Origin of the sequence: Streptomyces sp. NPDC032198 (assembly GCF_040636975.1) — a bacterium.
Classification (GTDB): domain Bacteria; phylum Actinomycetota; class Actinomycetes; order Streptomycetales; family Streptomycetaceae; genus Streptomyces.
On the sequence record NZ_JBEZVL010000003.1, the window covers coordinates 296,962 to 309,153 of the forward strand.

The 12,192-nt window shown below is 72.5% G+C and carries 11 protein-coding genes; 7 read left to right on the top strand and 4 right to left on the bottom strand.

Features of this window, described 5'->3' with window-relative positions; translation table 11 throughout:
- Positions 1-6 precede the first annotated feature (6 nt).
- The 3 genes from pcaB (at position 7) to AB0E78_RS09465 (ending at position 4,364) form a co-directional block, all read left to right on the top strand.
- Positions 7-1,371 carry a 3-carboxy-cis,cis-muconate cycloisomerase gene (gene pcaB / locus AB0E78_RS09455; RefSeq protein WP_361829969.1) on the top strand — a complete coding sequence of 455 codons (1,365 nt, stop codon included), beginning with the start codon at positions 7-9 and terminating at the stop codon, positions 1,369-1,371.
- Complete coding sequence (gene pcaD / locus AB0E78_RS09460; RefSeq protein WP_361829970.1) at positions 1,368-2,480, top strand: 3-oxoadipate enol-lactonase; 1,113 nt, start codon at positions 1,368-1,370, stop codon at positions 2,478-2,480. Before pcaB ends, pcaD begins: the two co-directional genes overlap by 4 nt.
- 93 nt (positions 2,481-2,573) lie before the next feature.
- Entirely contained in the window at positions 2,574-4,364 is a 1,791-nt protein-coding gene (locus AB0E78_RS09465) for a protein kinase (RefSeq protein WP_361829972.1), read from the top strand.
- A gap of 31 nt (positions 4,365-4,395) precedes the next feature.
- Here AB0E78_RS09465 and AB0E78_RS09470 read toward each other — a convergent pair whose 3' ends face one another.
- Both AB0E78_RS09470 and AB0E78_RS09475 read right to left on the bottom strand, forming a co-directional pair.
- Positions 4,396-5,427 (bottom strand): alpha/beta fold hydrolase, encoded by a 1,032-nt coding sequence (locus AB0E78_RS09470; protein ID WP_361829974.1) that lies wholly within the window; start codon positions 5,425-5,427, stop codon positions 4,396-4,398.
- 104 nt (positions 5,428-5,531) lie between these two features.
- The gene (locus AB0E78_RS09475; RefSeq protein WP_361829976.1) at positions 5,532-6,188 is read right to left on the bottom strand and encodes a TetR/AcrR family transcriptional regulator; all 657 of its coding nucleotides are present in this window, start codon (positions 6,186-6,188) and stop codon (positions 5,532-5,534) included.
- 134 nt (positions 6,189-6,322) lie between these two features.
- Here AB0E78_RS09475 and AB0E78_RS09480 point away from each other — a divergent pair, with 134 nt between their 5' ends.
- Entirely contained in the window at positions 6,323-7,756 is a 1,434-nt protein-coding gene (locus tag AB0E78_RS09480; RefSeq protein ID WP_361829978.1) for an MFS transporter, read from the top strand.
- 200 nt (positions 7,757-7,956) lie between these two features.
- On the opposite strand, the gene AB0E78_RS09485 is transcribed toward AB0E78_RS09480, so the two are convergent.
- Together AB0E78_RS09485 and AB0E78_RS09490 are read right to left on the bottom strand one after the other, a co-directional pair.
- Positions 7,957-8,889, bottom strand: a complete 933-nt coding sequence (locus AB0E78_RS09485) for an SDR family oxidoreductase (protein ID WP_361829979.1) — start codon at positions 8,887-8,889, stop codon at positions 7,957-7,959.
- 20 nt (positions 8,890-8,909) lie between these two features.
- Positions 8,910-9,677: an SDR family oxidoreductase gene (locus AB0E78_RS09490; protein ID WP_361829981.1), complete on the bottom strand. Its 768-nt coding sequence runs from the start codon at positions 9,675-9,677 to the stop codon at positions 8,910-8,912.
- Positions 9,678-9,744: 67 nt separating this feature from the next.
- Between AB0E78_RS09490 and AB0E78_RS09495 the strand changes: the two genes are divergently transcribed.
- Genes AB0E78_RS09495 through AB0E78_RS09505 form a run of 3 tightly spaced genes read left to right on the top strand, consistent with a single transcriptional unit; the run spans position 9,745 to position 12,190 of the window.
- Positions 9,745-10,512 carry an enoyl-CoA hydratase family protein gene (locus AB0E78_RS09495; RefSeq protein ID WP_361829983.1) on the top strand — a complete coding sequence of 256 codons (768 nt, stop codon included), beginning with the start codon at positions 9,745-9,747 and terminating at the stop codon, positions 10,510-10,512.
- Positions 10,513-10,532: 20 nt separating this feature from the next.
- Positions 10,533-11,396, top strand: a complete 864-nt coding sequence (locus AB0E78_RS09500; protein ID WP_361829984.1) for a CoA-transferase — start codon at positions 10,533-10,535, stop codon at positions 11,394-11,396.
- A complete protein-coding gene (locus AB0E78_RS09505; RefSeq protein WP_361829986.1) occupies positions 11,393-12,190 on the top strand; it encodes a CoA-transferase in 798 nt (265 codons plus the stop codon). Before AB0E78_RS09500 ends, AB0E78_RS09505 begins: the two co-directional genes overlap by 4 nt.
- The last annotated feature ends 2 nt before the right edge of the window (positions 12,191-12,192 follow it).

The following is a 12,192-nucleotide window of genomic DNA, read 5'->3' on the forward strand; positions in this document are numbered from 1 at the left end:
GGTCCAGTGGGGCTTGAAGGTGCCGACGTCGGCCTGCTCGCGCCCGGGCGCGCGGGCTCACCGGCCGAGTCCGCGACGGGCGACACGGCCTTCCTGCAGGCGATGCTTGACGCGGAGGCGGCGCTGACGCGAGCCCAGGCCGAGGTGGGCCTGGCCCCCGCGGAGGCGGCGACGGCCGTCACCGCCGCGGCCCGCGCCGACCGTTTCGACGTACGCGATGTCGCGCTCCGCGCGCGGTCCGGCGGCAATCCGGTGATCCCGCTGGTCGCGGACCTGACGGCGGCGGTACCCGCGGAGGCCGCGCCGTACGTCCATCGCGGGGCGACCAGCCAGGACATCCTGGACACGGCGATGATGCTGGTCGCGCGGCGCACGCTGGACCTGATCCTGGCGGACCTGACCCGCACGGAAGCAGCACTCGCCCGCCTCGCGGCGGAACACCGGGACACGGTGCTGCCGGGCCGCACCCTGACCCAGCACGCGGTCCCGACGACGTTCGGTCTCAAAGCGGCGGGCTGGCGCGCGCTGACCCTCGACGCGCGGGACAGGGTGCGGGCGTCGCGTGACGCACTCCCGGCCCAACTGGGCGGCGCGGCAGGCACATTGGCTGCTTTCGGGGCGTACGCAGACAGCTCGGCCGCTGGGGCGCTCCCCGCGGATGCCGGCATCGGGGAAGCTCTCGTCCCGGCCTACTCCCGTCAGCTCCAACTGGCCGCTCCCGCCCTCCCCTGGCACACCCTCCGTACCCCGGTCGCCGACCTCGCCGGAGTTCTCGCCTTCACCGCCGGAGCCCTGGGCAAGGCGGCCGTGGACATCCTCACCCTCGCCCGTACGGAGATCGCCGAACTCTCGGAGGGGGCGGGCGGAGGTTCCTCCGCCATGCCTCACAAGGCGAACCCCGTGCGCTCCACCCTTGTCGTGGCCGCCGCGCGTCGCGCCCCCGGCCTGGCCGCGACGCTCCACGCGTCGATGGCCGCCGAGGACGAACGCCCCGCAGGCGCCTGGCACGCGGAGTGGGAATCCCTGCGCGACCTCCTCCGCACGGTCGGCGGCGCGAGCGCCCACGCGGCGGAACTCACCGAGAACCTCCAGGTCCATCCGGAGGCGATGCGCGAACACCTCGGCCTCACGCACGGGTTGATCGTCTCCGAACGTCTCACCACGGAGCTGACGCCTCTCCTGGGACGGGCCCGCGCGAAGGAGCTCCTCACCTCGGCGGCCCGCCGCACCCGCGACCAGGGCAGGACCCTCCTGGAGGTCCTCGCCGAAGAGCCCGAGCTGTCGGCCGTTGACCTCACCGAACTCACCGACCCCGCCCGTTACACCGGCTCCGCCGGAGCCCTCACGGACCGAGCCCTGGAGCGACGATGACCGGCAAGCTGCCGCACCACACCACCGAGGGCGCCCCGACCGCGCCGCCCCTCCTTCTCGGCTCCTCCGTCGGCACCTCCACCGCTCTGTGGGACGCCGTGGCGCCCGAACTCTCCACTACCCACCGGGTCGTACGCTGGGACCTCCCCGGCCACGGCAAGTCCCCCGCCGACCTGATCGGCGCGGGCGCGACCGTCGCCGACCTGGCCGGCCTGGCTCTCGCGCTCGCCGATTCGCTGGGCATCGACCGCTTCGCGTACGCGGGTGTCTCCCTCGGCGGCGCGATCGGCCTGCACCTGGCCGCGCACCGCCCCGAGCGGGTCGAGAGCCTCGCCGTGATCTGCTCGTCGGCGCACTTCGGCGGCAGCGCCCGCTGGGAGGAGCGTGCGGCACTCGTGCGCCGCGAAGGCCTGGCCGCGCTCGCGGAGAGCGCGCCGGACCGCTGGTTCACCCCCGGGTTCACCGTGCCGGGCCTGGTGGACGACCACCGGAACACCGACCCCGGCGCGTACGCGGCCTGCTGCGACGCACTGGCGGCGTACGACATCAGGGAGTCGCTGGCCACGATCACCGCTCCCACGCTCGTCGTCGCGGGCCGCGAGGACCCGGCGACGCCGCCCGCCCACGCACGGGAGATCGCCGACGCGGTGCCCGGCGCCTCGCTCACGGAGCTGGCGGGCGCCTCGCATCTGGCGCCCGCGGAACGGCCCGATGCCGTGACGGCCGCGCTGCGCACGCACCTGACGGGTGCCGCAGCGAGCGGAATGGCCGTGCGCCGCGCGGTACTCGGCGACCCCCATGTGGACCGCGCGCAGGGGAACACCACGCCCTTCACGGCCCGCTTCCAGGACTTCATCTCCCGCTACGCCTGGGGCGAGATCTGGAGCGACCCCACTCTCGCGCACCGCGAACGCAGCATGATCACCATGACCGCGCTGGTCGCGCACGGGCACTACGACGAGCTGGCCATGCATGTCAGGGCGGCCCGCCGCATCGGGCTCACTCCGGAGGAGATCGGCGCGGTGCTGCTCCAGAGCGCGGTCTATTGCGGGGTGCCCGCCGCCAATTCGGCGTTCGCGGTGGCACAGCGGGTCCTCGCCGAGGAATAGCGGGGCAGCGGTCCGGGGCCGACCCTTTAAGCTGCTGCTGATCAGGGGGATCAGGGGATTCAGGGGTTCAGGGGAACTGGGGGGCAAGAGGCGATGAACGACGCTGCTGAGGTGTTCCAGCCGCTACAGGCTGATGATCCGCCCGTGGTGGCCGGCTATCGTCTCGCGGCCCGGATCGGCGCCGGGGGCATGGGCCGGGTCTATCTGTCGCACACGCAGGGCGGCCGGCCGGTCGCGATCAAGGTGGTGCGGCCGGAGCTGGCCGACGACCCGGCCTTCCGGCGGCGGTTCGGGCGGGAGATAAAGGCGGCCCAGCGGGTGAGGGGCGCCTACACGGCCGAGCTGATCGACGCCGACGCGGACGGCGTGCCGCCCTGGCTGGCCACGCTGTACGTGCCGGGCCCCTCGCTGACGGAGGCGGTCGCCCGGCGCGGACCGCTGCCGGTCCCTGCGGTGCTGTGGCTGGTGGCGGGGATCGCCGAGGCGCTGCAGGCCATCCACGGCGCCGGCATCGTGCACCGGGACCTGAAGCCGTCGAACGTGCTCCTCGCCGCCGACGGACCGCGCGTGATCGACTTCGGCATCTCGCTGACCTCCAGCGCCACTTCCGCGTACACGGCCACGGGCTCCGCCGCCGGTACTCCCCAGTTCATGGCTCCTGAGCAGGCGTCCGCGGGGGAGGTCACGGCGGCCACCGACGTCTTCGCGCTCGGCCAGACAGCGGCGTTCGCGGCACTGGGCGAGCCGCTGTACGGGGACGGCCCCTCGGTCGGCGTGCTGTACCGCATCGTGCACTCGGAGCCGGATCTCTCCCTGCTGCCCGAGCAGCTCCGGCCGCTGTTCGCCAAGTGCCTGGCCGCCGACCCGGCGGAGCGGGCCACCCCTGCGGACATCGTCGAGTGGTGCCGCCAGCGGCTTGGCCGGGACACCGACCCCGGCACGGGCCTTGCCGTCTGGCGGGACGTCATGGGACCGGAGGTCCGGGTTCCGGCGCCGGTGCCGCACCCGACCCCGGTGCACACGCTGCCGGTGCCGCCCTCGTACCCACTGCCCTCGCACCCACTGCCCTCCCAGGCCCTGTCCTCTCGGTCGATGCCTCCGCAGTCGTTGTTCGCGCCGCCGCAGGCGACGACCCGGCCGACGGGGCCGGACGAGCGGCGGTCCCGCCGAAGACGCAACGCGCTCATCACGGGCATCGTGACGGGGAGCGCCCTGCTGGTGATGGGCCTGACGTGGGCGGTCATGGACGCGACGGACCTGCTCCGCAACGGGGACACGTCCTCGAAGTCCGGGTCGGAGGCGAGGGGACGGTCGCCGGGTGCCACGTCCGGGTCCGGCTCGGGGTCCACATCGGGGTCCACGTCCGGGTCAGGGGCGGATTCGGCGGCCGGTGACGCCTCCAGGACCGATGAGAACCCGGCGGCCGGTGACAAGAGCGGCCGGTCGGACGACGCGTCGAACCCCTCCTCGAAGTCCTCCTCGGACGCGTCCACCCCGCCGCGCCCCATCGCGTACCCCCAGGAATGGTTCGACGAGAAGAACTCCGTGAGCCTCAAGGAGCCGGTGGACCGCAAGGACCGCAAGGGCGACCTCCGCTTCGTCTGCGGCGAGGAGAACTGCTCGCTGGAGAGCGACAAGAGCCTGATCACGCTGCTGTACAGCAAGCCGGGTGCCACCCTCGATTCGTGCCGGAGCGTCCTCAAGGGCGCCGACAGCCACGACCTCCCGCTGGCCGCGGTGGCGGCCGGGAGCGAGATCTGCGTGAAGAATCCCTCCGGGGACATCGCCCTGCTGGTGGTCCAGGTGAAGTCGACCGCGCTGCCGCAGGGCGGGTTCAGCTTCCTGACCGCGGACATGACGGTCTGGCGGGCGGGCCGGTCGTAGCGACCGCGTAGCACCAGCACCTACCCGGCGCCTACGTGGCGCTTCGCTCGCTCGCCTCGCGGTAGCGCCGCTCCATCGCGTCGACGAACGCCTCGTCGCCCGGCCGCCCTGCCCGCAGCAGGCGCCACCACTGCTCGATGCTCCAATTGGCCGGTTCCGTCGCCGCGATGAACTCCTCGACGAGCGAGAGGAAGCGCACGGGATCGGCGTGAAAGGGGAAGTGCCCGGCGCCCTCGAAGATCTCGAGGCGGCTGTGGGGCATCGCCTCGTGCGCGGTGTACGCGTGGTCGACCGGAAGGACGCCGTCCCTGTCGCCCCAGACGAGGAGCGTGGGCATGCCCTGGGCGAGGTAGCAGCGGTCCAGCATCGTGACCACTTGGCCGCGCCAGTCGACGACGGACCGCAGCGTGCGGATGAACGCGGCCCGCGCCCATACGTCCGGCAACGCCTCGACCAGGCCCATCAGTTCGGGCGCGTCCTGCCCGAGGCCGGTGTCGAGCAGCCGCAGCAGCGCGACGACCGCCCGCACCGGCAGACCGGCACCGGGCAGCCCGAGCAGGGAGAGCAGCAGTGCGGCGCCCGGCAGCGAGACACCCCGCAGCACGGGGGTGACCTGCGGGCCGACGCCTCCCGTGCTCACCAGGACGAGCCGGTCGACGCGCTCGGGGAACTGGTAGGCGAACTGCATCGCGACCCCGCCGCCGAACGAGTGCCCGACGAGGGTGACCCGCTCGATGCCGAGTACGCCGAGCAGGTCCCGGACTCCGTTGGCGTACGCGGCCACCGAGTAGTCGGCCCGCGGCTTCTGGGACGCACCGTGACCGAGCAGGTCAGGGGCGATGACCGTGTGGGTACGGGCCAGCCGGGGGATCAGCGGGGCCCAGGTCGCCGACGAGTCGCCGATGCCGTGGATCAGCAGGATCGCCGGTCCCTCACCCGCGACGCGGTACGCGCGCCGGTAACCGTGCACGGTGCGGAACCGCAGGGCACAACCGTTCTCGTCGCCCTCGCTCTCGTCACCGGTGGGAAGCCGCCTGGGCTGGAAGGGCAGGATCCGCGCCATGGGCCGGATTGTAGGTGGGCTGCGCGGTGAGGTGGTTTCGGTGGGGTTTCGGGTGGCGCAATACGGGCGCATCGCCGCTGTGCCGCTATATCGCCACCGTGTCGCTATGCGGAGGCGTAGAACCCCAGGAACATGTCGACGCCGGCGACGATCAGACGGTCCGTCAGGTCGTCGCTGATGTCGGTCCCGTACGAGCCGAAGACCAGGTGCGGGAAGACCAGCAGGGAGTAGAGCTGGATGACCGCCGCCTCCATGTCGGGGACGGTGAGCCGCCCCCGGTCGGCGAGTTCGCGCAACGCGCCCGCGATCGCGGGGTGGTGGCTCTCCGGGCCACGCTCTCCCCATGCCTCGCCGAGTGACGGAAAGCGGTGGATCTCCCGGGCGACGAGGTGGCGCAGCGCGTTCATCTCCTGGTCGGTGCGGACGACGTCGACCCAGGCACGGGCCACGTTCAGGAACGCCTCGCGCAGGTCGTCCGCCTCGGTGAGTCCGTCGAGCGCGGCGACCGACGACGATGCGTCGAGGGGTTCGTCGAGTGCGCCCGCGATCACCGCGACGAACAGGGCCTCCTTGTTGCCGAAGTGGTTGTAGACGGTCACCTTGGACACGCCCGCCTCGGCCGCGATGGCGTCCATGCCGACGCCGAACCCCTCGCGCAGGAACAGCGAGCGGGCCGCCAGGACGATCGCCTCGCGCTTGCGTTCCGCGCGCGGGCCCGTGGGGCCCTCGCTCCTTGCCCGGCCGCTTCCCTCATTCCGCATGCGCCGCACTTTACCAGCGAACTGAACTGAACAGTTGAGTTCATATGAACTAGCCAGTACAGTTCAGATGCGTCGGCCGCGCCTGCTTTCCTCCACCCCTTCTCTCTCCTCTCCTCTCCCTCCAAGGACCCGCCATGACGCATCCCCACCCGGCCCCGGCGACCGCACCCCACACAGCCGCGCCTCCCGCCTGCTCACGCCCATGGGCGGCGCTCGCACTCCTCTGCGTCGCCCAGTTCATGCTGGTGCTCGACGTGACGGTCGTGAACGTCGCGCTGCCGAGCATGGCCGCCGATCTCGACCTCGGCCGCACCGCGCTGACCTGGGTCGTCACGACGTACACGCTCTGTTTTGGTGGCCTGATGCTGCTCGGCGGGCGGCTCGCCGACGTGCTCGGGGCGCGCCGCACCCTGCTCGCGGGCCTGGCCCTGTTCACGGCTGCCTCCCTGCTGACCGGCCTCGCGTCAGGCCCGGAGGCCCTCCTCGCGGGCCGGACCGCGCAAGGTGTCGGAGCCGCACTGCTCTCCCCCGCCGCCCTCGCGATCGTCACCACGACCTTCCACGGCCGCGACCGGCATCGCGCGCTCGGCGTGTGGTCGGCGATCGGCGGTGCGGGCGCCGCGATCGGCGTACTGCTCGGCGGCGGCCTGACCGACGGCCCCGGCTGGGAGTGGATCTTCTACGTCAACGTGCCCATCGGCGCGGTCCTGCTGCTCGCCCTGCCCGCTGTCGTCCCCGCCCGCGCGCCTCGGCCCGCCCGCCTCGACATCCCCGGCGCACTGCTCGTCACCGCCGGCACCGGCTCGCTCATCTACGGCCTCGTCGCCGCGGGCGACACGGGCTGGTCGGGCCCTCGGACGCTGGTGCCGGTGGCCGCCGCCGCGGTGGCCTATGGAGCGTTCGCCGCCGTCGAGCGGGCACAGCGCGCGCCGCTGATCGACCTGGCGGTCCTGCGGCGCCGCCCGGTGGTCGCGGGCTCCTGTCTGATGCTGGTCGCGACGGCGTTGCTGATCTCGCTGTTCTTCCTGGGGTCGGTCTTCCTCCAGGAGGTACGCGGCTACAGCGCCCTGCGGACCGGGGTGCTGTTCCTGCCGGTGGCCGTGGCCACCGGGCTCGGCGCCCACCTCGGCGCGCGGTTCGTGGGCCTGTGGGGTGCGCGTCCCACGGCGGCAGTGGGGCTCACGCTGGCGGGGCTCGGTACCGCTCTGCTCACCACCGCCGGACCCGGCGGCAACGCGTGGACGGGTGTCGCCCCGGGCATGTCCCTCGCCGCCCTGGGACTCGGTTCGGTGTTCGTGGCGGCCACCACCACCGCGCTGGGCTTCATCGCGCACGAGGAGGCGGGCGTCGCGTCCGGTGTGGTCAACACCTTCCACGAGGTGGGCGGTTCGATCGGCGTAGCCGTGGTCTCGACGGTCGCCGCCGCGGGGATCGACGGCGGTACCGAAGGCGGCTTCACGGCCGCGTTCACGGTGTGCGCCGTGACCGCGGCGGTCAGCGCGGCCGCCACGTTCGTCCTCGTGCCGCGCGGAAAGCCACAGCTCACCGGCGGACCGCACGTGCACTGACCTTGTGCCGGGCGGGACCCCCACCACCCCGCCCCGTCGGCACCACTCCGCCCGCGCAATCGCGTCACGTACGAACTGGGCGGCGCGGCACAGCACGGGGCGCGGAACCGGTACGGGTGGCGTCGGATGCCTGACGGCCGCTCACGCGCCGGCCGGGCTCGGGCCCAACCCGTCCGGCGGCTCCCGGCGACTCGTGCCGGCTACCGCGCCCCGTACACCGGCTGCGGCACCTGCGCGTCGGCGAGCAGCTTGAGTGCCGTCTCGCCCGCCTCGGCCGGGGTCCAGCGGGCCCCCTTGTCGGCCGTCGGACCCGGCCGCCAGCCCTCCATGACGGTGATGCGCCCCGCCTCGGCCTCGAAGACACGGCCCGTGACACCGGCGGACGCCTCGGAGCCGAGCCACACCACGACGGGTGACACGTTCTCCGGAGCCATCGCGTCGAAGCCGCCGTCCTCGGGCGCGGCCATGGCGTCCGAGAAGGTCTGCTCCGTCATGCGTGTCCGCGCGGCGGGCGCCATGGCGTTGACCCGCACTCCGTAGGAGGCGAATTCGGCGGAGGCGACCATGGTGAGCCCGAGGATCCCGGCCTTGGCGGCGCTGTAGTTCCCCTGGCCCACGCTGCCCAACAGGCCTGCTCCGGAGCTGGTGTTGATTACGCACGCGTGCCGCGCGCGCCCCGCCTTGGCCTCGCCGCGCCAGTAGGCGGCCGCGTGCTTCAGCGGCAGGAAGTGCCCCTTCAGATGGACGCGCATCACCGCGTCCCAGTCGTCCTCCTCAAGGTTGACCAGCATCCGGTCCCGAAGGAAGCCCGCGTTGTTGACGAGGGTGTCGAGGGATCCGTAGGTGTCGAGCGCGGCCCGCACGAGGGATGCGGCGCCCTCGGACGTGGCGATGTCACCGCCGTGCGCGACGGCCTCGCCTCCCGCCGCGCGGATTTCCTCGACGACGTCGTGCGCGGGTCCGCCGGACGCTCCGGAGCCGTCGGGCCCCACCCCGAGGTCGTTGACGACGACCTTGGCGCCCTCGGCGGCGTACGCGCGCGCGTGCGCACGGCCGAGGCCACGGCCCGCGCCCGTGACGATCACGACGCGGCCCGCGCAGATTCCCGTGCCCGGCTTGTTGGTTGAGGTCATACGGAACTCCTCGGATACGTTCAGTGGTTGACGGACGCGGCGTCCAGGAACGCGGGGCGTTCGCCGCCCCCGTGCAGGTGCAGTGCGGCGCCGCTGATGTAGCGGGCGCCGTCGGATGCGAGGAACACGCACGCGTCCCCGACCTCCGACGGATCGGCAAGGCGGCCGAGCGGGACGGTGCGGGCGACCGCCGCGATGCCGTCCTCGTCGCCGTAGTGCAGATGGGCGCTCTCGGTGCGGGCCAGGCCGAGCACGACGGTGTTCACGCGCACCTTCGGGGCCCATTCGACGGCCATCGTGCGCGCGAGGTTCTCCAGGCCCGCCTTGGCCGCCCCATAGGCGCCGGTGCCGGGTGAGGGCCGGGAGCCGCTCACGCTGCCGATCATGGTGATGCTGCCCGCGCCGTCCTCCTGGCCGCGCATCACCTCGTACGCCGCCAGGGACGCGTACAGCGGTGCCAGCAGGTTCAGTTCGACGATCTTGGCCTGGCGGGCCGGGGCGGACTCGGCGAGCAGGCCGAAGGGTGTGCCGCCCGCGTTGTTCACCAGGGCGTCCAACCGGCCGTGATCGGCGGCCACATCGGCGAAGAACGCGTGCGCCGCCTCCGCGTCGCGCAGATCGAGGGGGCGGAACTCGGCGGCCTCGCCCGCCGCTTCGACCGGCCGGTCCGGCGGCCTGCGGGCGCAGACGACGACCCGCGCACCGGCGGCGAGGAAGCTGCGGGCGATACCGGCGCCGACGCCTCGGGTGCCGCCGGTGACGACGACCACCTGTCGAGTGTCAGTCATCGCTGCTACCTTTCCAACTAACAAATGTTTGGTTGAAGGGCCTGGTTGAAAGGTAGCGGATCCTCTGATGTCTGTCTCCACCTCCACCCCGGACAAGGGCGTGGCCGTCGTCACCGTCGACTTCCCGCCCGTCAACGCCCTTCCCGTGCAGGGGTGGTTCGACCTGGCGGCCGCGGTGCGCGCGGCGGGCCGCGACCCCGGGACGCGCTGTGTCGTCCTTGCCGCCGAGGGTCGCGGTTTCAACGCGGGCGTGGACATCAAGGAGATGCAGCGCGACAGCGGCCACGGCGCCCTGATAGGCGCCAACCGCGGCTGCTATGAAGCGTTCTCGGCGGTGTACGAATGCGAGGTGCCGGTCGTGGCCGCGGTGCACGGCTTCTGCCTGGGCGGCGGCATCGGCCTGGTGGGCAACGCGGACGCGATCGTGGCGAGCGAGGACGCGACGTTCGGCCTGCCCGAGCTGGACCGGGGCGCGCTGGGCGCGGCGACGCATCTCGCCCGCCTGGTGCCGCAGCACCTGATGCGCGCCCTGTACTACACCTCGCGCACAGCCACGGCGGCGGAGCTGCACACGCACGGCTCCGTGTGGCGGGTCGTGCCCCGCGAGGAACTGCGCGACGCGGCAATGGAGTTGGCGCGTGAGATCGCGCGGAAGGACGGCACGCTGCTGCGGTTCGCCAAGGCCGCGATCAACGGCATCGACCCGGTGGACGTCCACCGCAGCTACCGCTTCGAGCAGGGCTTCACCTTCGAGGCGAACCTGAGTGGCCTGGCCGACCGCGTCCGCGAGGGCTTCGGATCGGGCTCCGCGAAGAAGGAGGAGGGCAGGGCATGAAGCAAGAAGGAGGGCGGGGCATGACGGACAAGATCATGACACCCGACGCGATCGTGGGACGGTTGCGGAGCGGGATGACACTCGGCATCGGCGGCTGGGGGTCGCGCCGCAAGCCCATGGCACTGGTGCGGGCCCTGCTGCGGTCCGGGATCACCGACCTCACCGTCGTGTCGTACGGCGGCCCGGACGTCGGACTGCTCGCCGCGGCCGGCAAGATCCGCAAGCTGGTCACGGCGTTCACGACCCTCGACTCGATCCCCCTGGAGCCGCACTTCCGCGCGGCACGCGAGCGTGGCGCGTTCGAACTCGTCGAGCTGGACGAGGCGATGTTCATGCAGGGCCTGACCGCCGGCGCCCAGCGCCTTCCGTTCCTGCCGATCCGCGCGGGCCTCGGTTCGGACGTCCTGCGGGTCAACCCCCATCTGCGTACGGTCACTTCGCCGTACGAGGACCGGGAGGAGCTGGTCGCCGTGCCCGCCCTGCGGATGGACGCGGCGCTGGTGCACCTGAACCGCGCCGACCGCCTGGGCAACGCCCAGTATCTGGGCCCCGACCCGTACTTCGACGACTTGTTCTGCGAGGCGGCCGACACGGCGTACGTGTCGTGCGAGCGGATCGTCGAGTCGGGCCAGCTCACCGAGCGGGCGGCGCCGCAGACGATGCTGATCTCCCGGCACGCGGTGACGGGCGTGACCGAGACACCCAAGGGCGCGCACTTCACGTCCTGCGTGCCGGACTACGACCGCGACGAACCCTTCCAGAAGGCGTACGTGGCCGCGGCAGGCGACCAGGATGCCTGGAAGGAATTCGAGGACCGCTTCCTCACCGGCACCGAGCAGGAGTATCAAGCAGCCGTCCAGACCTGGCACAAGGAGCAGCGATGACGCGGGCCGACCCGAGGGCTGCGGCCGGCGCGACCGGGACGACCACCGTCACCCGCGCCGAGTACTGCGTGATCGCGTGCGCCGAGGCCTGGCGGGACGCAGGCGAGATCCTCGCGTCACCGATGGGTACGGTCCCCGCGATCGCCGCCCGCCTCGCCAAGCTGACGTTCTCGCCGGACCTGCTGCTCACGGACGGGGAGGCGCTGCTGATCGGTGATGTGCCCGCCGTGGGGGCGCCGTCGGCGGTGACGGAGGGCTGGCTGCCGTACCGCAAGCACCTGACGATGGTCATGGGCGGCAGGCGTCATGTGATGATGGGCGCCAGCCAGATCGACCGCTTCGGGAACCAGAACATTTCCTGTATCGGCGACTGGGAGCGGCCCAAGCGCCAGCTGCTCGGGGTGCGCGGAGCTCCGGTCAACACCCTCAACAATCCGGTGAGTTACTGGATCCCACGCCACTCGATGCGCGTCTTCGTCGAGAAGGTCGACATGATCAGCGGTGTGGGTTACGACAGCGCGGCGGCGGCAGGGCCCTCCGCGACCCGCTTCCACGATCTGCGCCGGGTCGTCTCGGACCTCGGCGTCCTCGACTTCGGGGCGGCGGACCACGCGATGCGCCTGGTGTCCGTTCATCCGGGTGTGACGGTCGAGCAGGTGCGTGAGTCGACCGGCTTCACGCTCGCGACGGTGGACGACGTGCCCTGCACCCGCGAGCCGACCACGGAGGAACTGCGGCTGATCCGGGACGTGGTGGACCCGCGCGGTCTGCGCGACCGCGAGGTGCGTTCGTGACG

Bases quoted from the DNA above. Each gene is read 5' to 3' on its own strand.
- pcaD (WP_361829970.1), top strand. From the start codon at position 1,368: ATGACCGGCAAGCTGCCGCACCACACCACCGAGGGCGCCCCGACCGCG.
- AB0E78_RS09465 (WP_361829972.1), top strand. From the start codon at position 2,574: ATGAACGACGCTGCTGAGGTGTTCCAGCCGCTACAGGCTGATGATCCG.
- AB0E78_RS09470 (WP_361829974.1), bottom strand. From the start codon at position 5,427: ATGGCGCGGATCCTGCCCTTCCAGCCCAGGCGGCTTCCCACCGGTGAC.
- AB0E78_RS09475 (WP_361829976.1), bottom strand. From the start codon at position 6,188: ATGCGGAATGAGGGAAGCGGCCGGGCAAGGAGCGAGGGCCCCACGGGC.
- AB0E78_RS09480 (WP_361829978.1), top strand. From the start codon at position 6,323: ATGACGCATCCCCACCCGGCCCCGGCGACCGCACCCCACACAGCCGCG.
- AB0E78_RS09485 (WP_361829979.1), bottom strand. From the start codon at position 8,889: ATGACCTCAACCAACAAGCCGGGCACGGGAATCTGCGCGGGCCGCGTC.
- AB0E78_RS09490 (WP_361829981.1), bottom strand. From the start codon at position 9,677: ATGACTGACACTCGACAGGTGGTCGTCGTCACCGGCGGCACCCGAGGC.
- AB0E78_RS09495 (WP_361829983.1), top strand. From the start codon at position 9,745: ATGTCTGTCTCCACCTCCACCCCGGACAAGGGCGTGGCCGTCGTCACC.
- AB0E78_RS09500 (WP_361829984.1), top strand. From the start codon at position 10,533: ATGACGGACAAGATCATGACACCCGACGCGATCGTGGGACGGTTGCGG.
- AB0E78_RS09505 (WP_361829986.1), top strand. From the start codon at position 11,393: ATGACGCGGGCCGACCCGAGGGCTGCGGCCGGCGCGACCGGGACGACC.